Annotated in this window: 18 protein-coding genes; 12 read left to right on the top strand and 6 right to left on the bottom strand. The window is 74.1% G+C overall.

Going from position 1 to position 26554, the window contains the following annotated elements; genetic code table 11:
* Nucleotides 1-46: 46 nt before the first annotated feature.
* A complete protein-coding gene (locus ACWEMJ_RS16035) occupies nt 47-874 on the bottom strand; it encodes a dihydrodipicolinate synthase family protein (protein WP_452137651.1) in 828 nt (275 codons plus the stop codon).
* 71 nt (nt 875-945) lie between these two features.
* Here ACWEMJ_RS16035 and ACWEMJ_RS16040 point away from each other — a divergent pair, with 71 nt between their 5' ends.
* Nucleotides 946-1830: a LysR family transcriptional regulator gene (locus ACWEMJ_RS16040; RefSeq protein WP_452137652.1), complete on the top strand. Its 885-nt coding sequence runs from the start codon at nt 946-948 to the stop codon at nt 1828-1830.
* Between the two features lie 7 nt (nt 1831-1837).
* Here the strand turns inward: ACWEMJ_RS16040 and ACWEMJ_RS16045 are convergent, their stop codons facing one another.
* Nucleotides 1838-2692: an alpha/beta fold hydrolase gene (locus ACWEMJ_RS16045; protein WP_452137653.1), complete on the bottom strand. Its 855-nt coding sequence runs from the start codon at nt 2690-2692 to the stop codon at nt 1838-1840.
* A 59-nt stretch (nt 2693-2751) separates the two neighbouring features.
* Between ACWEMJ_RS16045 and ACWEMJ_RS16050 the strand changes: the two genes are divergently transcribed.
* The 3 genes from ACWEMJ_RS16050 to ACWEMJ_RS16060 all read left to right on the top strand — a co-directional run bounded on the left by ACWEMJ_RS16050 (nt 2752) and on the right by ACWEMJ_RS16060 (nt 4428).
* Nucleotides 2752-3207, top strand: a complete 456-nt coding sequence (locus ACWEMJ_RS16050) for a MarR family winged helix-turn-helix transcriptional regulator (protein ID WP_452137654.1) — start codon at nt 2752-2754, stop codon at nt 3205-3207.
* A gap of 9 nt (nt 3208-3216) precedes the next feature.
* Nucleotides 3217-3666 (top strand): type II toxin-antitoxin system PemK/MazF family toxin, encoded by a 450-nt coding sequence (locus tag ACWEMJ_RS16055; RefSeq protein ID WP_452137655.1) that lies wholly within the window; start codon nt 3217-3219, stop codon nt 3664-3666.
* Between the two features lie 90 nt (nt 3667-3756).
* Complete coding sequence (locus tag ACWEMJ_RS16060; RefSeq protein ID WP_452137656.1) at nt 3757-4428, top strand: RDD family protein; 672 nt, start codon at nt 3757-3759, stop codon at nt 4426-4428.
* A 47-nt stretch (nt 4429-4475) separates the two neighbouring features.
* On the opposite strand, the gene dnaE is transcribed toward ACWEMJ_RS16060, so the two are convergent.
* The 3 genes from dnaE to ACWEMJ_RS16075 form a co-directional block, all read right to left on the bottom strand.
* Nucleotides 4476-8009, bottom strand: a complete 3534-nt coding sequence (gene dnaE, locus ACWEMJ_RS16065; protein ID WP_452137657.1) for a DNA polymerase III subunit alpha — start codon at nt 8007-8009, stop codon at nt 4476-4478.
* A gap of 300 nt (nt 8010-8309) precedes the next feature.
* Entirely contained in the window at nt 8310-9368 is a 1059-nt protein-coding gene (locus tag ACWEMJ_RS16070) for a polyprenyl synthetase family protein (RefSeq protein ID WP_452137658.1), read from the bottom strand.
* Nucleotides 9369-9426: 58 nt separating this feature from the next.
* Nucleotides 9427-10932, bottom strand: coding sequence for an MFS transporter (locus tag ACWEMJ_RS16075; protein ID WP_452137659.1), 1506 nt, complete (start codon nt 10930-10932; stop codon nt 9427-9429).
* 141 nt (nt 10933-11073) lie between these two features.
* Here ACWEMJ_RS16075 and ACWEMJ_RS16080 point away from each other — a divergent pair, with 141 nt between their 5' ends.
* The 3 genes from ACWEMJ_RS16080 to ACWEMJ_RS16090 all read left to right on the top strand — a co-directional run bounded on the left by ACWEMJ_RS16080 (nt 11074) and on the right by ACWEMJ_RS16090 (nt 17271).
* Complete coding sequence (locus tag ACWEMJ_RS16080; RefSeq protein ID WP_452137660.1) at nt 11074-12027, top strand: LysR family transcriptional regulator; 954 nt, start codon at nt 11074-11076, stop codon at nt 12025-12027.
* 133 nt (nt 12028-12160) lie between these two features.
* Complete coding sequence (locus ACWEMJ_RS16085; protein ID WP_452137661.1) at nt 12161-16072, top strand: non-ribosomal peptide synthetase; 3912 nt, start codon at nt 12161-12163, stop codon at nt 16070-16072.
* Between the two features lie 104 nt (nt 16073-16176).
* Complete coding sequence (locus ACWEMJ_RS16090) at nt 16177-17271, top strand: winged helix DNA-binding domain-containing protein (RefSeq protein ID WP_452137662.1); 1095 nt, start codon at nt 16177-16179, stop codon at nt 17269-17271.
* A 61-nt stretch (nt 17272-17332) separates the two neighbouring features.
* Here the strand turns inward: ACWEMJ_RS16090 and ACWEMJ_RS16095 are convergent, their stop codons facing one another.
* The gene (locus tag ACWEMJ_RS16095; RefSeq protein WP_452137663.1) at nt 17333-18862 is read right to left on the bottom strand and encodes a condensation domain-containing protein; all 1530 of its coding nucleotides are present in this window, start codon (nt 18860-18862) and stop codon (nt 17333-17335) included.
* Nucleotides 18863-19075: 213 nt separating this feature from the next.
* Between ACWEMJ_RS16095 and ACWEMJ_RS16100 the strand changes: the two genes are divergently transcribed.
* Genes ACWEMJ_RS16100 through aroF form a run of 5 tightly spaced genes read left to right on the top strand, consistent with a single transcriptional unit; the run spans nt 19076 to nt 26538 of the window.
* On the top strand, nt 19076-20518 hold the full coding sequence (locus tag ACWEMJ_RS16100; RefSeq protein ID WP_452137664.1) for a phenylacetate--CoA ligase family protein: 1443 nt from the start codon (nt 19076-19078) through the stop codon (nt 20516-20518).
* Between the two features lie 28 nt (nt 20519-20546).
* Complete coding sequence (locus tag ACWEMJ_RS16105; RefSeq protein WP_452137665.1) at nt 20547-22031, top strand: anthranilate synthase component I family protein; 1485 nt, start codon at nt 20547-20549, stop codon at nt 22029-22031.
* Nucleotides 22028-22603, top strand: coding sequence for an anthranilate synthase component II (locus ACWEMJ_RS16110; RefSeq protein ID WP_452137666.1), 576 nt, complete (start codon nt 22028-22030; stop codon nt 22601-22603). Before ACWEMJ_RS16105 ends, ACWEMJ_RS16110 begins: the two co-directional genes overlap by 4 nt.
* Nucleotides 22600-25485: an amino acid adenylation domain-containing protein gene (locus ACWEMJ_RS16115; protein ID WP_452137667.1), complete on the top strand. Its 2886-nt coding sequence runs from the start codon at nt 22600-22602 to the stop codon at nt 25483-25485. Before ACWEMJ_RS16110 ends, ACWEMJ_RS16115 begins: the two co-directional genes overlap by 4 nt.
* Nucleotides 25486-25494: 9 nt before the next feature.
* Complete coding sequence (aroF, locus tag ACWEMJ_RS16120; protein WP_452137668.1) at nt 25495-26538, top strand: 3-deoxy-7-phosphoheptulonate synthase; 1044 nt, start codon at nt 25495-25497, stop codon at nt 26536-26538.
* Nucleotides 26539-26554 lie beyond the last annotated feature (16 nt).

Genomic DNA, 26554 nt, shown 5'->3' on the forward strand with positions numbered 1-26554 from the left:
CTCCGGTCCGGCCGCTTCGGGGCCGGAAATTCTCCCGTCGGGCGGGTCAGTGGTGCGCGAGCAGCGGCAGCCGCACCTCGGGGGTGGGGATGCGGCCGGCGCGGTGCAGCAGGGCCTTGAGCGCGGTCGGGTTGGGTCCGGCGAACGCGGCCCGGGAGACCTCGGCCAGTTCGGCGCCGAGCTTGCGGGCGAGTGGCACGTCGCCGTCGGCCCAGGCGCGGTGCAGGGCGACGAAGCGGGCGGTCTCCAGGTGGGCGGAGGCCAGGATGCCGCCGGCGGCGCCGAGCGCGAGCAGCGGGGACAGCAGCAGGTCGTCGCCGGCCAGCACGCCGCGCGGTTCGGCGGCGAGCAGGGCGACGGCCTGCTCGTCGAGGGCGCCGGGGGCGTACTTGAGGCCGGCGACCTGCGGCAGGGCGAGCAGTTCCAGCAGGGTGGCGGCGCTCAGCGGCTGCCCGGTGCGGTACGGGATGTGGTAGATCACCAGCGGCACGGGACTGGTGGCGGCAAGCTCCCGGAAGTGGGCGAGCACCCCGGCCTCGCCGGGGCGGACGAACGCCGGGACGGCGACCAGCGCGGCGTCGGCCCGGCCGGCCAGCCGGCCGAGCGCCTCGGCGGTGCGCGCGGTGCCGCCGTGCCCGGCGCCGACGGTGAGCACCGCGCCGTACTCGGCGGTGACGCGGCGGCAGAGCGCGACGACCGCGTCCTGTTCGGCGTCGGTGAGCGAACCGGGCTCGCCGGTGGTGCCGAGGGCGACCAGTCCGGCGGCGCCGGCGTCCAGGCTGTCACGGGCCAGCTGCTCCAGGGCGTCGAGGGCGAGCTCGCCCTCGGCGGTGAAGGGTGTGACCAGCGGGACGTGGATGCCGTGGAGTTCCATGGGGGAAGCGTGCCGGGGGCCGACCGTGCGGGTCCAGTTCACATTTCCGATGGTTCTCGTAAGCTGGGCCGATGCTCGATGTGCGACGACTGCGGCTGCTGCGCGAACTGGCCCACCTGGGGACGATCGCGGCGGTGGCCGAGGCGCTGGCGTTCAGTCCTTCGGCGGTGTCCCAGCAGTTGTCGGTGCTGGAGCGGGAGGCGGGGGTGCCGCTGCTGGAGCGGACCGGGCGACGGGTGGCGCTGACCCCGGCCGGGCGGAACCTGGTGCGGCACACCGAGGCGGTGCTGGAGCTGCTGGAGCGGGCGGACGCCGAGCTGGCGCACGCCCGCCGCGGCCTGGCCGGCCCGCTGCGGATCGGCGCCTACCCGTCCGCGGTGCGCGCCCTGGTGCCCGCCGCGCTGGCCGAACTCGCCTCCCGGCACCCGGAGTTGGAGGCGATGGTGAGCGAGGTGGACCCGGCGGCGGTGGCGGCGGCGCTGCGCGCGGGCGAACTCGACCTGGCGCTGGTGCACGAGTACGACCTGGTGCCGGGCGAGCCGGCCGAGGGCGTCGCGCTGACCGGCCCGGTGTTCGCCGAGCCGATGTACCTGGCGGCCCGCGCCGCCGGCACGCTCGCCGACCACCGGGGCAGCCCGTGGATCACCGCGCCGGAGGGCACGCTCTGCCACGAGCTGACCCAACGCGCCTGCCAGGCCGCCGGGTTCGCCCCCCGGGTGCGGCACCGGGTGGACGACTTCGCCGCCCAACTGGCCCTGGTGGCGGCCGGCCAGGGGGTGGCGCTGGTGCCGCACCTGGGCACCGGCCACTGCCCGCCGAACGTGGTGCTCACCCGCCTGCCGATCCACCGCCGCACCCGCACCGCCTTCCGCGCGGGCGCGGCCGCCCACCCGGCGGTGGCGGCGTTCGCGGCGGCCCTGCACACCGCCGTCCCGGCCGAGCTGCGCCCGTCCTGACGTCCGCTCAGCAGCCCGCGAACTCCCGCAGCGCGCGCCAGACCTCGGCGGGCCGCTCCTCCTGCATGAAGTGCCCGCCGCCGTCGATCAGCCCGGTGCTGAGCGCCCGCACCCCGGCCTCCCGCAGCCCGGCGGCGTAGGCGTCGAGGTCGACGGGTTCGCGGGTGCCGCGCAGGTACAGCAGCGGGGTGTCGACGGGCCCTGCGGCGGCGGCCTCGGCGTTGTCCCGGGCGTCCTCGGCGAGCGCCCGGTAGAGGTCGAACCCGGCGGTGAGCTGCGGCAGTTGACGGTAGGCCGCGGCCTGTTCGGCGCGGGACTCGGCGGTGATCAGGTCGGGGTCGGCGGACAGCACCCGGTAGAAGTACCCGAAGTAGGCCTGCTGCCGCCCGTCCACCAGGGTCTCCGGCAGCTCGGGGACGGCGTGCAGGCCGAAGTGCCAGATGTACGGGTTGCGCAGCACCTGCTCCCAGGGGGCGACGCCGGGCAGCACGGTGTTCATCACCACCACCCGGCCGACGGCGTGGTGGCGGCGCAGGTAGGCGTAGGCGGCCATGCCGCCGGCGTCGTGGCCGACCAGGGTCGCCCCGGTGAGGCCGAGCCTGCCGATCAGGGCGTCCACGGCGGCGGCGATCCGGCGCTTGGAGCCGCCGACGCCGCCAGTGGAGCGGCCGATGCCGGGCAGGTCGACGGCCAGCAGCCGGGCGTCCCGGCCCGCGGCGGCCATCACGCCCTGCCAGGTGCGGGAGGACTCGGGCCAGCCGTGCAGCAGCAGGAAGGGCGGGCCGTCGGGGTCGCCGGATTCGACGACGTGCAGGGAGAGTTCACCGATGGGCACCTGACGGCGCCTCAGTTCGATCGACATGCGACATGTCTATCAAAAGACATGCTTCATGTCGATCACCGGTCGTCTAGGCTGGCCCCATGAACGACGACCGCCCGGGCTGGGAACGCGGCACCGGCTTCCTGCTGGCCCGGCTCGGCTCGCTCGCCGCCCGCTCCTGGACGGCCTTCCTCGGCGAGCACCGGCTGACCCAGGCCCAGTACGGCGTGCTGGTGGCGCTCGGGCAGCACGGCCCGGTCGGCCAGCGCCGGCTGGCCGACCTGGTGGCGGTGGACGCCCGCAACCTGGTCGCGGTGCTGGACGGCCTGGCGGACCGCCGGCTGCTGGAGCGCCGCCCGCACGACACCGACGGCCGCCGCCGGGTGGTCGCGCTGACCGACGCCGGGCGCGCCCTGGTGGACGGCCTGGCCGCCGACGCCGCCGCCCAGCAGGACGGCTTCCTGTCCGCCCTGCCCACCGCCGACCGGACCCGGCTGAACCGGCTGCTGCAACGCCTGTACGACGCCCACCTGCCGGACGCCCCGGAGGGCCGATAGCCTTCCGCCATGCGTGAGTTGAACGAGCAGACCGAGCAGCCCGGCCGGTTCGGCCCCGGCGCGACGGTGGAGGTGGCGGCCGAGCGGATCGGTTCGGTGCGCACCGCGTACGCCCCGGCCCCGGACGGCGACCCGGACCCGGGCGAGATCGTCTGGACCTGGGTGCCGTTCGAGGAGAACGACGGCCGGGGCAAGGACCGCCCGGTGCTGGTGGTGGCCCGGGAGCGGGCGGGCACCCTGCTGACGGTGATGCTGTCCAGCAAGGGCCACGACCACGACCCGGACTGGGTGCCGCTCGGCGCCGGCCCGTGGGACCGCACCGGCCGGGACTCCTGGGTGGCGCTGGACCGGGTGTTCCGGGTGCACGACGGCGGGATGCGGCGCGAGGCCTGCGCGCTGGACCGGGCCCGTTTCCAGCTGGTGGTCGACTCGTTGAGGCACCGTTACGGCTGGCACTGAGTAACGATTGTCAGATCGTCATACACAGCTTGCTCTCAACCGGGTACAACGGCTCCAGCACCTCCCAACAGTTGACCTGGAGTCGGACGCATGAGCAGCAACACTCCTCCTGGCTACGGGCCGCAGGACCCGTACGGCCAGAACCCGTACGGTCAGCAGCAGCCGCCGGCCGGCGGCGGCTACGGCGCCCCGCCGCCCGCGCCCGGCTACGGCGAGCAGCCCGGGTACGGCCAGCAGCCGGGCTACGGCGGCCAGCCCGGCTACGGCCCGCAGCCGGGCTACGGCGCCCCGCAGGCCCAGTGGCCGGCCTGGCTCGGCCAGACCCCGCCGCCCGGTGTGCCGCCGACCCCGGGCGTCCGGACCCTGGCGACCTTCGCCGACCGTTTCGTGGCCCGCCTGATCGACTGGGCGATCCTGCTGATCCCGGTCTACATCGTGATGCTGATCATGCCGCCGCTGCTGGCCTTCGTGGTGATCGCCGCGGCCTACGCCGCCTACGACGCGGCGCTGATGCTCACCCAGCACGGCCAGACCGTCGGCAAGAAGGTCATGAAGCTCCGGGTGGTCAGCTTCGCCCACGGCGGCCGTCCGACCGACAACGAGCTGTGGACCCGGGCCGGCGTCTGGGGCGGCCCGTTCATCGTGCCGTACGTCGGCGGGCTGCTCGGCCTGGCCAACGGCCTGTCGCAGCTGTGGGACAAGCCGTTCCAGCAGACCTTCCACGACAAGGCCGCCAAGACCGTGGTGGTCAAGGAGGGCTGAGCCTCCGCCGGTTCGTGAAAGCCCCCGCCGCGGCGGGGGCTTTCACGTCAGTTCGCCAGGCAGCTCGGGCCGAGCAGCTGCTTGAGGTCGCCGAACAGCGCGGGGTCGGACTTCACCCGGTGCCGGTCCAGGCGCAGCACCACGGTCCTGGTCCGCCCGCGCAGGTGCACGTGGACCTCGGTGGAGCCGCGGTGGCTGCCCAGCACCTCGCCGAGCCGGCCGACGATCGGCGGGGTGAGCTTGTTCTCCGGCACGGTGATCACGATGGGCAGCTGGGTGCCGACGTTGGACAGGTCCGGCACCGAGAGCTCCATGCCCATCAGCCGCGGCACGTCCTCCCGCTTGTCGAGCTTGCCGCGCACGAACACCACGGCGTCCTCGACGAGTTGGGAGGAGACCAGCTGGTAGCTGGCGGGGAAGAACATGCAGTCGATGGAGCCGGCCAGGTCCTCGACGGTGGCGATGGCCCAGGCGTTGCCCTGCTTGGTCATCTTGCGCTGGAGGCCGGAGATGATGCCGCCGATGGTGACGATGGCGCCGTCGGGGCGCTCCGCCAGGTCGGCGACCGCGCAGTCTGCCTTGTCGGCGAGCACGTGCTCGATGCCGTGCAGCGGGTGCGAGGAGACGTACAGGCCGAGCATCTCGCGCTCCTGGGTGAGCAGGAAGGACTTCTCCCACTCCTCCTCGGAGAACACCACGTCCAGTCCGAAGCTGGGCTCGTCGGAGACGCTGTCGCCCCCGAACAGGTCGAACTGGCCCTCGGCCTCCTTGCGCTTGATCGACACCACGTTGTCGATCATCGGCTCGAACTGGGCGGACAGACCCTTGCGGGTGTGCCCGAGCGAGTCGAAGGAGCCGGCCTTGATCAGGGATTCCACGGTGCGCTTGTTGCAGACCACCGCCTCGACCTTCTCCAGGAAGTCCGGGAAGGAGGCGTACTTCCCCTTGGCCCTGCGGGTGCGGATCATCGACTCCACCACCGGCCCGCCGACGTTGCGGATGGCGGTCAGGCCGAACCGGACGGTGTCGCTGCCGTGCGGGGTGAAGTCGGCGTCGGACTCGTTGACGTCCGGCGGGAGCACCTGGATGCCCATCTTGCGGCACTCGTTGAGGTAGACCGCGGACTTGTCCTTGTCGTCCTTGACCGAGGTGAGCAGGCCGGACATGTACTCGGCCGGGTAGTTGGCCTTCAGGTACGCCGTCCAGTAGGAGACCAGCCCGTAGCCGGCGGTGTGGGCCTTGTTGAAGGCGTAGCCGGAGAACGGGACCAGGACGTCCCAGACGGCCTGGATCGCCGCGTCCGAGTAGCCGCGTTCGCGGCAGCCCCGCTGGAAGGGCACGAACTCGGCCTCCAGGATCTCCTTCTTCTTCTTGCCCATCGCGCGGCGCAGCAGGTCGGCCTGGCCGAGCGAGTAGCCGGCCAGGATCTGCGCGGCCTTCTGCACCTGCTCCTGGTAGACGATCAGGCCGTAGGTGGGCTCCAGGATCTCCTTGAGCGGCTCCTCCAGCTCGGGGTGGATCGGGGTGATCTCCTGCTGGCCGTTCTTGCGCAGCGCGTAGTTGGTGTGCGAGTTGACGCCCATCGGGCCCGGTCGGTACAGCGCCAGGACGGCGGAGATGTCCTCGAAGTTGTCGGGCTTCATCAGGCGCAGCAGCGAGCGCATCGGGCCGCCGTCGAGCTGGAAGACGCCCAGCGTGTCGCCGCGGGCGAGGAGTTCGTAGGTGGGCTTGTCGTCGAGCGGCAGCTTGAGCAGCTCGATCTTCTCGCCCTTGTTCTTCTCGATCGCCTTGACGGCGTCGTCCATGATCGTCAGGTTACGCAGGCCGAGGAAGTCCATCTTGAGAAGGCCGAGGCCCTCGCAGGTGGGGTAGTCGAACTGCGTGATGGTGACGCCGTCGGTGTGCCGGGTCCAGACCGGGATGTGGTCGGTGAGCGGCTCGGCGGACATGATGACGCCGGCGGCGTGCACGCCGGGCTGGCGGATCAGGCCCTCGATGCCGCGCGCGGTGTCGATGACCTTCTTGACGTCCGGGTCGTTCTCGTACAGGCCGCGGATCTCGCCGGCCTCGCTGTAGCGCGGGTGCGAGGAGTCGGTGATGCCGGACAGCGGGATGCCCTTGCCCATGACGTCCGGCGGCATCGCCTTGGTGATCCGGTCGCCCATCGCGTACGGGTAGCCCAGGACGCGCGAGGAGTCCTTGATGGCGGCCTTCGCCTTGATGGTGCCGTACGTGACGATCATGGCGACCTTGTCGGAGCCCCACTTCTCCGTCACGTAGCGGATCACGTCGCCGCGCCGGCGCTCGTCGAAGTCGATGTCGACGTCGGGCATGGAGATGCGCTCGGGGTTGAGGAAGCGCTCGAAGATCAGGCCGTGCGGGATCGGGTCGAGGTCGGTGATGCCCATCGCGTAGGCGACCAGCGAGCCGGCCGCGGAGCCTCGGCCGGGGCCGACGGCGATGCCCTGGCTCTTGGCCCACATGATGAAGTCGGCGACCACCAGGAAGTACGCCGGGAACCCCATCTGGATGATGGTGTCCATCTCGTACTCGGCGAGCTTCTTGTGCTCCTCGTCGTAGCCCTCGGGGAAGCGCCAGTCCATGCCCTCCCAGACCTTGGACTTGAAGAAGTCCGCCTCGGACTCGAAGCCCTCCGGGATCGGGAAGCGCGGCATCAGGTTCTTGAACTCGAACATGCCGGCGGTGTCGACCCGCTCGGCGACCAGCAGCTGGCTGTTGCGGCAGCCCTCCTGCCAGGCGTCGGAGGAGTCCAGGGCGTACATCTCGGCGGCGGACTTGATGTAGTAGCCGGTGCCGTCGAAGCGGAAGCGGTCCGGGTCGGAGAGGTTCTTGCCGGTCTGGACGCACAGCAGCAGGTCGTGGGCGCCGGCGTCGGCCTCGGTGGTGTAGTGCGAGTCGTTGGTGACCACCGGCGGGATGCCGAGCCTGCGGGAGATCTCCAGCAGGCCGTCGCGGACCCGCTGCTCGATCTCCAGGCCGTGGTCCATCAGCTCCAGGAAGTAGTTCTCCCTGCCGAAGATGTCCTGGTAGTCGGCGGCGGACCTGAGCGCCTCGTCGAACTGGCCGAGCCGCAGCCGGGTCTGCACCTCGCCGGACGGGCAGCCGGTGGTGGCCATCAGGCCGGCCGCGTGCTCGGCGATGATCTCCTTGTCCATCCGGGGCCACTTCACCAGCCAGCCCTCCGCGTAGGAGCGGGAGGTCAGCTTGAAGAGGTTGTGCAGGCCCTGCTTGTCGCGGGCCCAGATGGTCTTGTGGGTGTAGGCGCCGGACGCCGAGACGTCGTCCTTCTTCTGGTGCGGCTGGCCCCACAGGATGCGCTTGGTGTTGGAGCGGGACTCCGGCGCCACGTACGCCTCGATGCCGATCACCGGGGTGATGCCGGCGGCGGTGGCCTGCTTGTGGAACTCGGCGGCGCCGTACATGTTGCCGTGGTCGGTCATCGCGACGTGGGTCTGGCCCAGCCGCTCGACCTCCTTGAACAGCTGCTTCAGCCGGGCGGCACCGTCCAGCATCGAGTACTCGGTGTGGACGTGCAGGTGCGCGTACGGCTGGTCGCTCAAGGCGGGGCCTCCGGGGTCCTGAGGGGGGCTGAAACACGTAAGGCCCGAGCCACCACCAGGGCTCGGACCACGGCTTCCGGGGTTCGCGGACCCGAGTCTAGCCCCACCCGGGGGCCGGTCGCGTCCGCGCCGGAGCGGCCTCAAGATCACGGAAAACGGAGGTCCGGGCCCTCTCGTCAGAGGGTCCGGACCTCGTCGTGTGCGCGACCCCTTCGGGGGGTGGGGCCGGGCACATCGGGGGCCGCCGGCGCGACGGGGGTGCGCGCCGGCGGCCTGCTCGGGGAGGCGTCGCCGCCCTGGTCAGTGGGCGACCAGGCCGCCCAGGCCCTGGTAGCCGCGGTCGGCGGCCAGCGCCGCCAGTTCGCGCAGCTGGCCGGAGGTGACCGGGTCGAGGTCGGCGAGGCTCTCCAGGGCGCGGGCCCGCTGCCGGGCGGCGGCCTGCTCGACCCAGCGGACGCCGCCGGCCCGTTCGACCAGCTGGGCGACCTCGCGGGTCTCGGTGACGTCGAGCGGCTCGGGCCGGTGGTAGAAGCCGCCGAGCCGCCGGCCGGCCCGGGTGTAGCTGGTGAGCGCGGCGACCACCAGCATGGAGCGCTTGCGCAGCCGCGCGCCGGCCCGGACGGGCGCGTCGGCGGCGGCCCGCATGGCCTGCAGGTCGTCGGCGAGCTGGGCGGCGAGGCCGATGTGGTGGCCGAACTGGCGGAACAGGTCGACCCGGGCGGGCCCGGCGCCGGCGCTCATCGCGCCGAGGGCGCAGGCGCCGCCGAACAGGGCGGCGGCCCGGCCGACCGTCATCTCCAGGCGCTCGGCGAGGTCGGCGTCGGGCCGCTCCTCGAAGGCGTGGTCGGCGCCGGCGGCGGCGACCATCTCCAGCAGCGCGGCGCTGAGCTCGGCGGCGGGGGCGTCCGCGCCGGCGGCCCGGCCGGTGAGCTGGTCGAGGCCGAGGACCAGCAGGGCGTCGCCGGCCAGGATGGCCTGGGTGCGGCCGAAGACGCTCCAGGCGGTGGGGCGGCCGCTGCGGGTGAGGTTCCCCTCCAGGACGTCCTCGTGCAGCATGGCGAAGTTGTGGACGAGTTCGACGGCGGTGGCGGCGGCCACGGCCTGTCCGGGGCGGGCCCCGGCGGCCCGGGCGGCGGCCAGCACCAGGGCCGCGCAGATGTCCTCGCGGGCCTCGGTGCGGGTGGGGCGGGCGTCGCGGTCCCACCAGCCGAAGTGGTAGCCGGCGACGGTCCGGGTGGGTTCGATCAGCCGGGCGACGGCCCGGGCGATCCCGGGGCCGGTCAGCTCTCCGGCGCTGCGGAGAGCCGTCCGGGCCCCGTCCGTCCCGACGTGCAGTGGCGTGTCCTGAAGCACTGTCATGGTGCACCTCCGGCGTCGTCGGGATCGGATCGGGGATTCCTGCGGGTCTGACTGGGCGCTAGCTGCGGCTGGCGGCGAGGTCGCCGTCGTTCTGCGCCTGCCCGTCCTGGCCTTCCTGCCCTTCCTGGCCGGCGGCCTGCTGGGCGGCGGCCATCTGCGCCGGGCCGGGCAGGCCGCGGAGCAGGAAGAGGACGGCGAGCGCGCCGACCGCCAGGACGATCGCGCCGACCTGGAAGGCGGTGGTGTAGCCGGAGACGGCGGCGGTGGCCGCGTCGGCGCCGGCCGCCGCGCTGTGCTCCTGGTCGCGCAGCGACAGGGTGACGAAGACCGCGAGGCCGAGGGCGCCGCTGAGCTGGAGCAGGGTGGTCAGGACGCCGGAGCCGAGGCCCGCGTCGCTCTCCGAGACGTCGTGCATGGAGGCCTGCTGCATGGCCGGGTTGGTCATGCCGAAGCCGATCGCGACCAGCACGGTGGCGGGCAGCAGGTCGGTGACGAAGGAGCCGTGCACGGGCAGTCGGGTGAGCAGGAAGAGGCCGCCGGAGGCGATCAGCAGGCCCAGCGACATCGCGGCCCGGGGCCCGAACCGCATGATGATCTGCATGGAGCCGAACAGGCCGCCCATGAAGGCCACGCAGAACGGCAGCCAGGACAGGCCGCTCTGCAGCGGCGTGTAGTGCAGGACGTCCTGGACGTACAGCACCACCAGGAAGAACACCGCGGCCGAGACGCCGCCGATGACCACGGTGACGGCGTTGGCGGTGAGCCGGATGCGGTTGCCGAAGAAGCCCAGCGGCACCAGCGGCTCGGCGGTGTTGGCCTCGACGATCAGCGCGATCAGCAGCAGGGCGACGCCGCCGAGCAGCGGCAGCAGCACCTCGCCGGAGCCCCAGGCGTTGCGGGTGGCGGCGAGCAGGCCGTAGATGACGGCGAACAGGCCGCCGGTGATCAGCACGGCGCCCGGCCAGTCGGGGCGCTTGCCGGTGGACGGCGCGCGGCTCTCGTCGACCAGCTTGTGCAGGGTGAGCAGCGGGACCAGCGCCAGCGGGATGTTGATCAGGAAGATCAGCCGCCAGGTGAGCAGGTCGGTGAAGACGCCGGAGATCAGCACGCCGGCGGAGGCGCCGAGGCCGGACAGGCCGGCCCAGATGCCGAAGGCCTTGGCCCGCTCCTTGGGGTCGGTGAACAACAGCGCGATCAGGGCCAGGCCGGCCGGGGCGGCGAGCGCCTCGGCGACGCCCTGGATGACGCGGCCGGTGAGCAGCATGCCGGGGCTGTTGGCGAGGCCGGCGATCAACGAGGCGACCGCGAAGGCGGCGGAGCCGATCACGAAGACCTTGCGCCGGCCGAGCAGGTCGGCGAGGCGTCCGCCGAGCAGCAGCAGGCCGCCGGCGGCGGTGAGGTAGCAGGAGACGATCCAGATCAGGCCGCTCTCGGAGAAGCCGAGGTCGTGGCGGATCGTGGGCAGCGCGACGTTCACGATGGTGGCGTCGACGTAGATGATGAACTGCACCAGGGCGAGGACGGTGAGGGCCCTCCACCGCAGTGGTGACGGCGAAGCGGACATGGCGGGGCTCCATCGGGGCAGAGTCAGGGGAATCGACGGTGCGGGCTGGGGTGCCTCGATCACCGGATGGCTCCATTCAAGTCCCGGCGCACTCGGGGGGTCCAACAACTCCTCGGCATCATTGACAACCGTTGTTTGTCAATGAAGGATGGTGCGATCGACCTCGACATGTCCTTGGTGCGGGCCTTCGTCGCCACCGCCGAGGAACTCCACTTCGGCCGCGCCGCCGAGCGCCTGACGCTCAGCCAACAGGCGCTGTCCAAGCGTGTGCGCCGCCTGGAGGACGAGCTCGGCGTCCCGCTGTTCGACCGCTCCACCCGCTCGGTGCGCCCCACCGACGCCGGCCGCCGCCTGCTCGGCCCGGCCCGGGACGCGCTGGCCGCCGCGGACGCCGTGGTCGCCGCCGCCCAGGGCGCCTCCCGGGCGCTGCGCGCGGACGTGCTGCACGAACGCCTCGCCCCGGCGCTGATGATGCGCCGCCTGAGCGAGCTGAACCCGACCATCCCGGTGGAGCTGAGCTCCCGCCGCTCGCTGGCGATGGCCGTGCCCGCGCTGCTGCGCGGCGAGGTCGACCTGACCTTCGGCCGCCTGTCGGGGCCGCGCCCGCGCACCCTGGCGCACCGGGTGGTCCGGCTGGAGCCGCTGGTGGTGCTGGTCGGCGCCGGCCACCCGCTGGCCGGGCAGCGGGCGGTGCGGCCCGCCGACCTGGCCGCGTACGGGGTGTGGACGCCGACGCCGGGCAGCGCCTCCGAATGGAGCGGCTACGTCGACCAGTTCGCCCGGACCTTCGACTTCGAGCTGCGCCACCCCCGGGTCGACAACGTCACCTCCGAGGAGGTGCTGGAGCGCTCCTCGGGCGGCGGCCCGGTGTTCCTCAGCGCGGCCGACGTGGACAACCCGGTGGACCCGCAGCTGCGGCTGCTGCCGCTGGTCGACCCGGTGCCGCTGTACCCGTGGTCGCTGGTGTGGCGCACCGCCGAGCGGCACCCGCTGGTGCTGCGCGCGGTGGCGGCGCTGTCCGAGCTGAGCGCCGACGAGGGCTGGTGCACGCCGGTGGACGGGCTGCGCTGGCTGCCGTCCGACACCACCGTGTGAAACCGGGGACGTAACCGCCCGGGGACGTAACCGCCGCCGAACCGGCCCTTCCTAGCCTGCCGGGGCCCATGGTTCACAAGCACCCAGCCCTCCTCCGGACGGAGAGCGGCGGCGCGAAGGAGACAGCTGCAGCATGGCGAATCGCACTCCTGACTCGACGGACTCCCTCCCCACCTCCTCCGGCCAGCGCAGAATGTGGCTGCTGGACCGCCTGGAGACCGGTCGGGCCGTGTACAACGTGGTACTGCCGATCCGACTCGGCGGCGCCCTCGACCCCGTCGCCCTGGCGGGCGCGCTCACCGACCTGACCGAGCGCCAGCACGTCCTGCGCACCACCTACCGCTCCGAGGACAGCGAGCTGTTCGCGGTGCTGCGGCCGACCGCGCCGGTGCCGCTGCCGGTGACCGACCTGTCGGCGCTGGAGCGCGCCGAGCGCGGCGCGGCCGTCCGCGAGGCGTACGCGGCGGCCGAGGCCGAGCCCTTCGACCTGGTCGAGGGGCCGGTGCTGCGGGCCCGCCTGCTGCGGCTGGCCGAGACCGAGCACGTGCTGCTGGTGACGGCCCACCACATCGTGATGGACGCGCACTCCCGCAAGGTGCTGCTCGCCGAGCTCGCCGCCGGCTACAACGCGCGGCGCGCCGGCGACCACCCCCAGCTGCCCGAACTCGCCGTCCAGTACGCGGACTTCGCGGCCCGGCAGGCCGCCGGACCGGACAGCCCCGAGCAGGCCGCGCAGCTCGCGCACTGGCGCCGCCGGCTGGACGGGCTGCCGGTGCTCGACCTGCCGACCGACCGGCCGGCCCCCGAAATGCCCTCCGGCGAGGGCGGTTTCGTCAGCCTGCCGCTGGACGACGAGCTGCTGACGGCGCTGCAGGAGCTCGCCGACCAGGAGGGCGCCTCGCTGTTCGCGGTGTTCCTGGCCGCCGTGCAGACCCTGCTGTTCCGCTACACCGGGCAGTCGGACTTCGGCCTCGGCACCCTCGCCGAGGGCCGCGACCGGCCCGAACTCAAGCAGCTGGTCGGCTACTTCGCCAACACCGTGGTGCTCCGCGCCGACCTGGCGGGCGAGCCCGGCTTCCGCGCCCTGGTGCGCCGCGCCGAGGACTCGCTGCGGGAGGCCGCCGACCACGCCGCGATCCCGTTCGACACCCTGGTGCAGGAGCTCGCCCCGGAGCGCACCACCGGCGGCCGCTCCCCGTTCTTCCGGGTGTACACCGGCGCCTACGACTCCACCGACGAGGTGCTGGACTTCGACGGGCTGACCGCCGAGGCGATGCCCTCCGACTTCTCCACCGCCCGCTTCGACCTGGGCGTGGTCATCAACACCTCGCCGGACGGCACCAGCCTGGACTGCTCCTACGACGCCGACCTGTTCGACCACGCCACCGCCGAGCGCCTGGTCGGCCACCTGTACACCCTGCTGGCCTCCGGCTCCGCCGCGCCCGACCGCCCGGTGGCCGAACTGCGGCTGCTCACCGAGGCCGAGATGCACGACGCGCTGGTCGGCTGGAACGACACCGCCGAGCCCTTCGACGAACTCGCCACCCTGCACGGCCTGTTCGAGCGCTCGGCGGCCGCACACGGCGCCAACACCGCCGTGGTCTGCGGCGAACAGGCCTACAGCTACGCCGAGTTGGACGCCCGGGCGAACCGCCTGGCGCACCTGCTGCGGCGCGAGGGCGTCGGCCGGGGCAGCGTGGTCGCGGTCTGCATGCCGCGCTCGGTGGAGCAGGCGGTGGGCGCGCTGGCCGCGCTGAAGGCCGGCGGCGCGTTCCTGCCGATCGACCCCGGCTACCCGGCCGACCGGGTGGCGATGATGATCGAGGACTCCGAGGCCTGGGGCGTGCTCACGCTCTCCACGGCGGAGCGCGAGTGGCCGGTGCGCACCCTGCACCTGGACACCGTGGACCTGTCCGCCGAGAGCCCCGAGCCGCCCGCCGTGGACGCCGGCTCCGGCGACCTCGCCTTCGTGATGTTCACCTCCGGCTCCACCGGCCGCCCCAAGGGCATCGCGCTGCGCCACCAGGGCGCCGTCAACAACTACACCGACTTCAACCGCCGCCTGGGCGTGGGCCCCGGCGACGCGGTGCTCGGCGTCTCCTCCCCCAGCTTCGACATGTCCGTCTACGACATGTTCGGCCTGTTCGCGGCCGGCGGCACCCTGGTGCTGCCCGAGCAGGACGCCGTCAAGGAGCCCGCCCGCTGGGCCGAGCTGATGGTCCGCCACCACATCACCGTCTGGCACTCCGCGCCCGCCCTGCTGGAGCTGCTGGTGGAGAAGCTGAACGCGGACGGCGCCACCCTGCCGCTGCTGCGCCTGGCGCTGCTGTCCGGCGACTGGATCGCGGTCGGCCTGCCCGACCGGGTCCGCAAGGTCGCGCCGGTGCGGGTGATCGCGCTCGGCGGCGCCACCGAGGCCTCCATGGACTCGGTGATCTACCCGGTCGGCGAGGTCGACCCCGCCTGGACGTCCATCCCGTACGGCTCGCCGATGGCCAACCAGACCGCGTACGTCCTCGACCCGGGCGGGCAGCCGCAGCCGGTCGGCATCCCCGGCGAGCTGTACCTCGGCGGCGTCGGCCTGGCGCTCGGCTACCTCAACCGGCCCGAGCTGACCGCCGAGCGCTTCGTCGAGCGGACCCTGCCGGACGGGCGCGAGGTGCGGCTGTACCGCACCGGCGACCTGGCCCGGTACCGGCCCGACGGGGTGCTGGAGCTGCTCGGCCGGATGGACTTCCAGGTCAAGGTGCACGGCCTGCGGATCGAACTCGGCGAGATCGAGGCCGCGCTGCGCCGCCACCCGGAGGTCGCCGAGGCGGTGGTGGTCGCCCAGGGCGAGCGCGGCAACCACACCCTGGCGGGCTTCGTGGTGACCGCCGAGCCCGGCGAGCGGCTGGTGCGCGAGCTGCGCGAGCAGCTGCCCGCCGTCCTGCCCAACCACATGGTGCCGCCGGTGCTGGTCGCCCTGGAGGCGCTGCCCACCACGCCCAACGGCAAGATCGACCGCAAGGCGCTGCAGACCTGGGAGAGCGCCGCCACCGCCTCCGGGCAGGGGCCTCGCAACCCGCTGGAGGCCCGGATCGCCGGCGCCTGGGCGCAGATCCTCGGCCGCACCGGTTTCGGCATCGACGACGACTTCTTCCGGCTCGGCGGCGACTCCTTCGCCGCGGTGCGGGCGATGCTCGCCGTGGACTCCCGGGTGCCCGTCATCGAGCTGTTCAAGAACCCCACCGTCCGCTCGCTGGCGGCCCGGCTGCGGGACGAGGTGGCGGACGCCGAGCAGCTGCTGCACCGCCTCACGCCGGCCGGCCGGGACGCCGAGGTGACGCTGGTCTGCCTGCCGTACGGCGGCGGCAACGCGATCGCCTACCAGCCGCTGGCCGACGCGCTGCCCGACGGCGTGGCGCTGTGGGCGCTCAGCCAGCCCGGCTACGACCCGTCCGGCTCGCCCGAGCAGTTCCGGCCGTTCGAGGAGATCGTGGAGCGGGTCGCCGAGGAGGTCCGGGAGCGGATCGCCGGCCCTGTGGTGGTGTACGGGCACTGCGCCGGCACCGCGATGGCCGCCGCCCTGTCGCCCGAACTGGAGGCGCGCGGCGTCGAGTTGAAGGCCGTGTACCTGGCGGCCTCGCTGCCCGAGCCGGACCCGGCGCGGGCCCTGGAGATCGAACGGGCCACCGGCAACGAGGCCTGGGCGGCGTACCTGCAGAGCCTCGGCGGCCTGGACGGCGCCCTGGAGTGGGCCACCATCGACCACATCATGGTGGCGGGCCGGCAGGACCACGAGGGCGCCATGGAGTTCCACCTGCGCAGCCGCGCCAACCGGCCGGAGCCGATCAACGCGCCGATCCGCTGCGTGTTCGGCGACGCCGACCCGGCCACCGAGGGCTGGCAGCAGCGGTACCTCGACTGGAAGCTGTTCGGCACCGTGGAGGGCGCGGAGGTGATCGAAGGCGGCGGCCACTACTTCGTCCGCGACCACGCCCAGCGGCTCGCCGAACTGATCGCCGCTCAGCTGATCGGCGCGCAGACCGCCGCCGCCCGCTGAGCCTTCCGGGAATCCCCCGGACGCGCCTCTTCGGATTGTTAGGGTGGGCCGCGCGTCGGCCCACCCTGCCGAGAGCGCCGACGGGGACGAGAGGAATACCGGCGATGTCCGCCGTTCGCACACTGTCCGCCCGGGAGCTCACCGCCTCCTACTTCGAGCGCCAACTGCTGCACCGCGAAAGGTCGTTGACGGCCGATCAGGCGGTGCGGCAGTTGGCCGCGCTGCAGGCCCAGTACTCGCCGTCGCCGTACATCGCGCTGTGGTCGCGGCTGCCCGGCTTCGACCGGGCCGAGCTGGAGGCGGCGCTGCTCGACGGCGCCGTCGTCAAGTCCACGCTGATGCGCGGCACCCTGCACCTGGTGCACGGCGAGGACTACGGGCACATGGCCTCCGCGTGGAGCCGCCAGTGGCTGACCGAGCTGCGCGGCCGCCACAAGAACGCCGGCCTGGACGAGGCCGCGCTGGAGGCCGGGCTGCGGAAGTTCGCGGCCGTCCCGCGCAGCGCGCAGGAGCTGCGCGAGCACGTCGCCGGGGCCTCCGGCGGGAAGGTCCGCAGCGGCGACCTGGTGCACTACCCGCGGGCGCTGGTCCCGATGGTGCACGTCGCCCCGTCCGGCCACTGGCGGGCCCACGGCAAGCCCCAGATGGTGGTCTGGGACGGCGAGCCGGTGCCGGAGCCGGAGGCCACCGCGCTGCTGGTGCGCCGCTACCTGGCCGCCTACGGGCCGGCCTCGCGCGCCGACATCGCGCACTTCACCTACCTCAAGCTCCGCCAGATCGACCCGGCCCTCGCCACCCTGGGCGAGCTGGTGCGCTACCGCGCCGAGGACGGCCGGGAGCTGCTCGACCTGCCGGACGCGCCGGACGCCGCCGGCGGCGACGACCGCGAGCTGCCGGTCCGCTTCCTGGCCAAGTGGGACGCGGCGCTGCTCTCGCACGCCGACCGGACCCGGATGCTGCCTGCCGACCTGCACAAGCAGGTCTACCGGGCGATCAACGGCGAGCTGCTGGCCTCCTACCTGGTGGACGGCCGGGTGGTCGGCACCTGGACCCACGAGTGCAAGCGCGGCGCGGCCGTCCTCACCCTCGACCCGCTCGCCCCGCACACCCGGCGGCGGGAGCTGAAGGCGGAGGGCGAGCGGCTGCTGGCGTTCCTGGAGCCGGACGCGAAGAGCCTGGACGTGGTGTTCGCGTCCTGAGCCCCGCTCGTGCGAAAGGCCCGCCCTCACCAGGGCGGGCCTTTCGCACGAGCCGGGCCCCTCAGAGCCGGTCGAACCAGTCCGCGCCGGCCCGCGAGCGCCTGGTCGGGGCCGGCGCCGCCGGGCGGGCCGGGGTGCGCGGGGCGAGCGGCGCGGTGCGCGGCGCGACCGGCAGGGTGCGCACCGGCGCGGCCGGGTCGGCGGCGACGGCGGCCAGCACGGCCTGCAGTTCGGCGACCAACTGCCGTGCGGTGTCCGGCCGGTAGAGCGCGGTGTTGTACTCCAGCCGGCCGCTCAGCGCGCCCCCGGCCTGCTCCATGGTGAGTTCCAGGTCCATCCGCACCGTGCCGTTGGGGTGCGCGTCCGGCCGCAGCCGCACGCCGGGGGCGAGGTCGCCGCCGTCGGCCCGGCCCGGCAGGTTGCCCAGGTTGAACAGCACCTGGAAGACCGGGTTGCGGCTGGGGTCGCGGCCCTCGACGAGCTGCTCGACCAGTCGGCCGAACGGCACGTCCTGGTCCTCCAGCGCGTCCAGCACGGCGCCGTTGACCTCGCGCAGCAGCTCCTCGAACGGGGTGTCGGGGGCGGGGCGGCCGCGCACCGGCAGGGTGTTGGCCAACGGGCCGACCACGGACTCGAGTTCGGGCCGGCCGCGGCCGGACAGCGGGACGCCGACCACCAGGTCGGCGGCGCCGGCGGTGCGCGCCACCAGGGCCTGCCAGCCGGCCAGCAGCACGGCGAACAGCGTGGTGCCGGTGCGTTCGGCGAGCGCGCCCAGGGCGGTGGCGACCGGCGGCGGCACCACGAAGCGCTCCAGCGCCCCGGCGAAGGTCTGCGCGGCGGGGCGCGGCAGGTCGGTGGGCACCGTCACCTGCGGGACGCCCGCGAGCCGGCCGCGCCAGCGCTCCACCGCGGCGGTGTACTCGCCGGCGGCCTCGCGCTCGCGCTGCCAGGCCGCCACGTCCGGGTACAGCGGGCGGGTCGCGTCGACGGGCAGCACGCCGCCGTCCAGGGCGGCCCGGTAGCCGGCCGTCAGCTCGTCCAGCAGCAGGCCGAAGGACCAGCCGTCGACCACCGTGTGGTGGGCGATCCACACCAGCAGGTGGTCCTCGGGGCCGAGGGCGAGCAGCGCGGTGCGGCTGACCGGGCCGGTGCCGAGGTCGAAGGGCTCGCGGGACATCCGGGCGACCTCCGCGGCCGCCGCGGCCTCGTCGGCGACCTGCTGCTCGACGAGCAACGGCACGACTCCGTCCGGGAGTTGGCGCAGCGTGCCGTCGTCGAGGACGAGCCGGGCGCGCAGCACGGGGTGGCGTTCGAGCACGCCGGCCAGCGCGGTGCGCAGGGCGTCGCGGCGCAGCGGGCCGAGCAGCCGGAAGGAGAAGGAGACGTTGTAGGCGGGCTGGTCGGGGGCGAGCTGGTGCAGGAACCACAGCTGCTGCTGGACGAACGAGGCCGGCGGGCGCGGGTCGTCGCGCCGCTCCAGGCGGGCGCCGGGGCGTTCGGCGACGCCGGTGGCCCTGCGCAGCTTGCCCATCAGCTTGGCCCGTTCGGGTCCGGACAGCGCCGCGAGCCGGCGCATCATCTCGGCGTCCATGGTGTCTACCTCCGTCGCAGGGGAGCTCCGTCGGGGGCGGCCGGGACTGCCCCGCCGCTCGCGCTCGCATCCGGGCCCGGATTCTGGCGGGCCGCAGTTAGCGGCCGGTTACTCGCCGGGCCTGCGCATAACCGGGCGTGAACTGGCCCCGTTTAGCGTCGCCGGGCAAGAGCGGCCACGACTCACTGGCGGCACCGATTCCTCGGAGCGACCATGCCCGCTGACCTCGCGCACGCCGACCCGACCGGCATCGACCGGTTCAGGTCCGCCTACACCGACCTCCTGGAGCGCTACCACGCAGGCGCGTCGACCGATGCGGACTGGACGGCGTGGTACGCCGAGCGCCTGCCCGCGATCCTGTCGTACGTGACGGCCCGGTCGCCGTTCTACGCCCGGCACCTGGCCGGCGTGGACCCGGCGGCCGTCACGCCGCAGGGGCTGGCGGCGCTGCCGTTCACCACCAAGGCGGACCTGCGCCGGGAGATGCACGACGTGCTGTCCGGCCCGATGTCGGAGGCCGCCGTCTACTACGAGACGACGGGCACCACCGGCCCGTCCACGCCGTGCCCGCGCGGCCCGCTGGACATCTTCACCAGCGACTCGCACGTCGAGGAGGCGTGGCGGCGGCTGTTCGCCGAGCACTTCGGCGACCGGATGCCGGTGGTGGGCCTGATGGGCCCGTCGGAGCTGTACGCGTTCGGCGACACCTTCGGCGAGGTGGCCCGCCGGCTGGGCACCGCGCACGCCAAGATCTGGCCCGAGTCGCCGCGGGTCGGGTTCGCGAAGGCGCTGCGGCTGATGAAGGAGCTGGGCGTGGAGGTGCTGGTCTGCGCGCCGGCGCTGGCGCTCAGCCTGGCGAAGGCCGCCGAGCACCACGGCTACGACCTGGCGCGGGACTTCAAGGTGAAGCTGTTCCTGGTGCTGGGCGAGATCTGCACCCCGGCGTTCGCGGCGAACGTGACGGCGATCTGGCCGGGTTCGTCGATCGTGCCGGTGCTGTACGGCTCGCAGGAGGCGCTGGCCATCGCGACCGGCTGCCACCTGGGCCGGATGCACGTGTCCCGGCCGAACTACCTGGTGGAGATCCTCGACCCGGACACCGGCGAGGTGCGCGGCTCCACCGGCACCGGCGAGCTGTGCCTGACCATGCTCGCGCCCGGCATCAAGCCGCTGATCCGCTACCGCACCGGCGACCTGGTCACCGTCACCGACGACGGGGCGTGCCCGTGCGGGCGCCCCGGGCAGCTGGTGGAGGTGCTGGGCCGGGCCGCCGACCGGGTCGACGTCGGCACCGGCTCGTTCCGGGCCGCCGAGATCGAGACCGCGGTGCTGGGCGCCGTCCGGGGCGCGCTCGGCTACCAGGTGGTGATCGACCGGGAGGCGGACGGCGCCGAGCGGCTGACCGTCCACCTGGAGCTGCTGTCGGGCGGCGGCGCCGACCCGGAGCAGGTCCGCGCGGACGTCGCCGCCGAGCTGCGGCTGCGCCTGGGCGTGGACGCCGAGGTCGTCGTCACCAAGGAGCTCGACCCGATCACCGCCACCGGGTCCTTCGTCAGCTGGAAGGCCGCCCGGATCCTCGACAACCGCCTCGACACGCCCGACACCGACCGGGAGGCGGCCCGGGCGGCCGCCGTCCGGCAGGTCGTCACCAGCTGACGCGGCAACACCCTCTGGGAGGAGCACCATGAATCCGCCGCTCGCGGCCGTCGCCGAAGTGACCGCCGTCCGTACCGACCACGTGCCGCTGGGCCGTCTCGACCCGCTCACCGCGTACACCGCGCTCGCCGCCCGGTACGGCCGCGAGCAGGTGTACCTGCTGGAGTCGGTCTCCGGGCCCGCCGACGACACCCGGGAGTCGTTCGTCGGCTTCCGCGAGCTGCTCACCGTCCAGGTGACCCGCGGTGTCGTGCGGATCGCCGGCCACCCCGTGCTGATGGCCGCCGTCGCCGACCGCATCGGCAGCCAACTCGACTACGACCAGGGGCAGTTGGTGCTGCCCGAACCGTCCCGGCTGTGGCAGGTGCTGCGTGCCGTGGAGTCCTGCTTCGACGCCGAGCGCTCCGCCGAGCGGTTCTCGTTCGGCTTCCTGGCCTTCCTCGGCTACGACGCGGCCCGCTACATCGAGGACCTGCCGTACCTGATCGAGCAGGACGCCGACCTGCCGGACGTCGCCCTGGTGCTGCACCAGGCGCAGCTGCGGATCGGCCGCGACGGCGAGGCCGAGCTGACGGTGCACCACGCGGACGGCTGGCCGGCCCCGCCGACCGCCGAGGAGGTCGCCGCGCTGCTGGCCGCCGCGCCCGCGCCGGACGCCGAACTGCCCGCCGCGCAGGCGCTGGAGGTGCGCGACTCCACCACGCCCGAGCGGTACGCGGACAGCGTGGAGCGCTGCCTGGAGCACATCGCGGCCGGCGACATCTACCAGGTGCAGATCGGCCACGAGCTGGCCGTCCGCTCCCCCGCCGACCCGGTGGACGTCTACCGGCGGCTGCGCACCCGCAACCCGTCGCCGTACATGTACCTGGCCCCGCTGGCCGGGCAGTTGGTGGTCGGCGCCAGCCCGGAGCTGTTCGCCCGGGTGGAGGACGGCCTGGTCACCATGCGGCCGATCGCCGGGACGCTGCCGGGCGGCGCCGACGAGGCGGAGAACCTGGCGCTGGCGGCGCGGCTGCGCGAGGACCCCAAGGAGATCGCCGAGCACGTGATGCTGGTCGACCTGTGCCGCAACGACATCGGCCGGATCTGCCGCCCCGGCAGCCTCGCGGTGCCCCGGATGCTGGTGGTGGAGCGGTACGCGCGGCTGCTGCACCTGGTCTCCACCGTCACCGGGGAGGTCGCCCCCGGCATGGACTCCTTCGACGTGATCACCGCGCTGTTCCCGGCCGGCACCATGACCGGCGCGCCGAAGATCCGCGCCATGGAGATCATCGAGGCCACCGAGACCAGCCGGCGCGGCATGTACGCGGGCGCGCTGGGCCTGATCGGCCTCGGCGGCTACCTCAACCTGGCGCTGTGCATCCGCACCCTGGTCCACGGCGACGGCGTGTACCGGGCCCGCGCCTCCGCGGGCGTGGTCGCCGACTCGCGGCCCGAGCGGGAGTGGAACGAGACCCTCGCCAAGCTCGGCGGGGCCCGCTGGGCGGCCACCGGCGAGGAGGGATCGGCATGAGGGTCCTGGTCGTCGACGCCTTCGACAGCTTCGTCCACATCATCGTCCAGTACCTGCACGGCGCGGGCGCCCAGCCCGTGGTGGTGCGCTCCAACCAGCTCACCCACGACGACGTGCGGGAGATCGCCCCGGACGCGCTGCTGCTCGGCCCCGGCCCCGGCCACCCGGTGGAGTCCGGGCACGTCGAGCTGGTCCGCGAGTTCGGCGAGCGGCTGCCGGTGCTCGGCGTCTGCCTCGGGCACCAGGCGATCGGCGCCGCGTTCGGCGGCAAGGTCGCCCGGGCGAGCCACCTGATGCACGGCAAGACCAGCAAGGTCGTGCACGACGGCCGGGGCCTGTTCGACGGCATGCCCGACCCGTTCGAGGCGACCCGCTACCACTCGCTGATCGTCGAGGAGACCGACCTCCCGCCGGAGCTGGAGGTCACCGCCCGCTCCGCCGACGACGGCTACGTGATGGGCCTGCGGCACCGCACGCTGCCCATCGAGTCCGTCCAGTTCCACCCCGAGAGCATCTGCACCCAGCAGGGCCTGCGGCTGTTCACCAACTTCCTTCGAAGGGGATCCGCGTGAGCGACACCGCCCTGACCGGCGGCCTGCCGGACGGCTGGTTCCACCACCTGGTGGCGGACGTCGCCGCCCGCCGGCCCGACGCCGTCGCGGCGACCTGCCGCGGCACGGCCGTCACCTACGGCGCCCTCGACGAGGACGCCAACCGCCTCGCCCAGCACCTGCTGACCCTCGGCGCCGGCCCCGGCGCCCGGGTCGGCGTCTGCCTGGAGCGCTCCATCGAGTCGCTGCTGGTGCAGCTCGCCGTCTTCAAGACCGGCTCCGCCGCCGTGCTGCTCGACCCCGAGTACCCGCAGGAGCGGCTGCGGTTCATGCTGGCCGACTCGGGTGCCGTCGCCGTCGCCACCCGCGGCTCGCTGACCGCCCGGATCGACGACGGCGCCCGCCCGGTGCTGCTGGTGGACGCCCCGGACGCCGCCTGGCGCTCCGCCGAGCCGATCGACCCGAAGGCCGACATCGCCGCCCCGACGGTCTGCCACATCGCCTACACCTCCGGCTCCACCGGCGTCCCCAAGGCCGTGCTGCTGCGCCACGGGCCGATGCGCAACACCGGCCTGGTGCTGCGCCAGGAGTGCGGCATCGACGAGAACACGCAGGGCAGTTGGCTGTGCTCGCCGGGCTTCGGCCTGGTCGAGGTGGACTGCTTCCCGGTGCTCGCCGCCGGCGGCACCGTGCACATCCCCGACCCGGCGGTGGCCTCCGACCCGGCCCGGCTGCGGGACTGGCTGGTGCGCGAGCGCATCACCCAGTCGCTGGTGCTGACCGCGATGGCCGAACGCCTGTGGGGCCTGGACTGGCCCGCCTCCACCCCGCTGCGGATCATGCGGATCGCCGGCGAGCGGGTGCGCAGCTGGCCGCCGCAGCACCTGCCGTTCCACGTGCTCAACGTATACGGCTCCGCCGAGGCCACCGTCGTCGCCACCTGCGACCTCACCGAGCTCGGCGGCCGGCTGGGCGTCGAGCGCACCGCCGAGCTGCTGCCGCCGGTCGGCACCGCCGTCGCCAACGTCCGCATCCACGTGCTGGACCAGGACCTGGAGCCCTGCCCGCCGGGCGTGGACGGCGAGCTGTACATCTCCGGCGCGAGCCTGTCCGAGGGCTACCTGAACCGGCCCGATGCCAACAGCAGCAAGTTCCTGCCCAACCCGGTGCCCGGCGACCCGTACCCGGTGCTGTACCGCAGCGGCGACATCGCCCGCACCTGGGAGGACGGCACCCTGGAGATCGTCGGACGCACCGACGACCAGGTGAAGATCCGCGGCTACCTGGTGCACCTCGGCGAGGTGGAGAGCGCGCTCGCCGCCCTGCCCGGCGTCCACCAGTGCGCGGTGCTGGCGCGCGAGGACACCCCGGGCGAACGCCGCCTGGTCGCCTACGTGGAGCCCTCGCCCGCCCCGGCCGCGCCGCCGTCGGTGCCCGCGCTGCGCCGCGCCATGGTCGAGCGGCTGCCCGGCCACATGGTGCCCGCCGTGTTCGTCGTCGGCGACCTGCCCACCAGCGTCAACGGCAAGATCGACCGCGCCAAACTTCCCGCCCCGCCGCGCAGCCGCCCCGAGCTCGACGTCCCCTACCGGGAGCCGGCGAGCGACCTGGAGCGGCGCATCGCCCGGGTCTGGGCGGACGTCCTCGACCTGGACGACCTCGGCGCGGACGACAGCTTCTTCGAGCTCGGCGGCGACTCGCTGCGCGCCACCCGCCTGCTCGCCACCCTGCGCACCGCGCTCGGCCTCGACCTGTCGATGGCCGACCTGTTCGCCGAGCCGACCGTCGCCGCCGTCGCCCGCCGGTCGGGCGCCGCCGACGGCCCGGCGCTCGCCCCGCTCGCCGCCGACCCGGCCGCCCGGCACCTGCCGTTCCCGCTCACCCCGGCGCAGCGCCGGCAGCTCGCCGACGGCTGGGACCACCTGGCCTGGGACCGCGACTGGCTGGACACCGACCAGTTCCTGGACGCCTGGGACGCCCTGACGGACCGCCACGACGCGCTGCGCACCGTGCTGGTGGACGACTCCACCCAGCAGGTCCGCCCGTCCGGCCCGGAGGCCGTGACCGTCACCGACCTGGGCGCGCAGACCCCGTCCTGCGCGGCCGCGAACGCGGAGGCGCTGTGGGCCGAGCAGCTCGCCGCCGACGCGCCCGCACCCGGCGAGCCGCTGCACCGGCTGCACCTGGTGCTGCTGCCCGGCAAGGCCGTACGGATCCAGCTCGCCGTGCACCGCGCCGCCCTCGACGCGGACAGCCTGCACCGCCTGCTGCTGCCCGAACTCGCCGACCTGTACGAGGACGTGGACACCCCGCGGGCCCGCCCCGGCGCGTCCTTCCGGGACTGGGCGCTGCCCCCGGCGGCCGCCGCCGAGCTGCCCGCCGCACCGCCCGCGACGCCGCTGCCGGAGCACCGCGCCACCGTGCTGGAGGCCTGGCAGTGGACGGCGCTGAACGCCGCCGCCGAACAGGCCGGCACCACCGCGGCGCAGGCCGTGCTGACGGTGCTCGCGCAGACCGTCGCCGCGCACGGCGGCCTCACCCTGCGCGCCACCGGCGCCGCCCGCGACGCCGTGCACCCCGAACTCGACCGGGTGGCCGGGCCGTTCGCCGAGCCCGCCGCCGTGGACGGGCCGGCGCTGGTGGTGACCAGCCTGCTGGACCGCCCCGGCGCCGCCGCCTCGTTCGGGCCGGAGAGCCGGGCCCGGTTCGGCGCCCCCGGGGCCGCCGCGCACCTGCTGGTCCGCGTGCTCGACGGCCGGCTCCGGCTCGACTGGGACCTGCCGCCGGCCGACCTGCCGATCGGCGGCCTGCCCGCCGGATCGGTCCACCGCCTGGCCCGGGCCTGCGATTCGGGTGTCGGGCTCCTCACCGCCAGCCACTCCCCCGCCAGCGAAGACAGGTAGGTAGCAGGCATGACCGTCGTCATCGTCATCGAGGAACACACCGACCGGGGCCGGGCCCAGCGGATCGCCGATCTCGCCGCCGCCGCCGGATCCGATCTGCGCGTCCACCACCGCACCCTGCTGTCGCTCAGCGGCGACCGGGCCCGGATCGCGGCCGCGCTGGCCGCCGAGCCGGAGGTCCGGCGGATCGCCGAGGTGTCCGTGCCGTACCCGCTGGCCTCGCTGCAGGCCGGCGGCGGCGAGCCGGGCACGGTGCGGCTGGGCGACGTCGAGATCGGCCCGGGCGGCTTCACCGTGATCGCCGGGCCGTGCTCGGTGGAGAGCCCCGAGCAGATGCTGGAGATCGCCGACGCGGTCCGCGAGGCGGGCTGCCACGCGCTGCGCGGCGGCGCGTTCAAGCCGCGCAGCTCCCCGTACGCCTTCCAGGGCCTCGGCCGGGAGGGGCTGGAGCTGCTGGCGAAGGCCCGCGCGGAGACCGGCCTGCCGGTGGTCACCGAGATCCTGGACGCCCGGGACGTCGACCTGGTCGCCGACCACGTGGACATGCTCCAGGTCGGCGCCCGCAACATGCAGAACTTCACCCTGCTGCGCGAACTCGGGCGGCTGCGCCGGCCGGTGCTGCTCAAGCGCGGCCTGTCGGCGACCGTCGAGGAGACCCTGCTGGCCGCCGAGTACGTGCTCGCCGGCGGCAACGACCAGGTGGTGCTCTGCGAGCGCGGCATCCGCACCTTCGAGACCGGCTACCGCTTCACCCTGGACCTGGGCGCGGTGACGCTGTTCAAGGAGCGCAGCCACCTGCCGGTGATCGTCGACCCGAGCCACGCCGCCGGGGAGACCCACCGGGTGGTGCCGCTGGCCCTGGCGGCGGCCGCCGTCGGCGCCGACGGCATCATCGTCGAGTCGCACCACGACCCGGCGTCGGCGCTGTGCGACGGCAAGCAGGCGCTGCCGGTCGGCGAACTGGCCGACCTGATGGAGCGCCTGGGGTACGCGACCACCGCCGCCGGGCGCACCCTGGTGCCCGCGGGGGTGCGGGTGCCCGCCGGCGTCTGACCGGGCGTTCGGGGCG

Source organism: Kitasatospora sp. NPDC004531 (assembly GCF_053602195.1).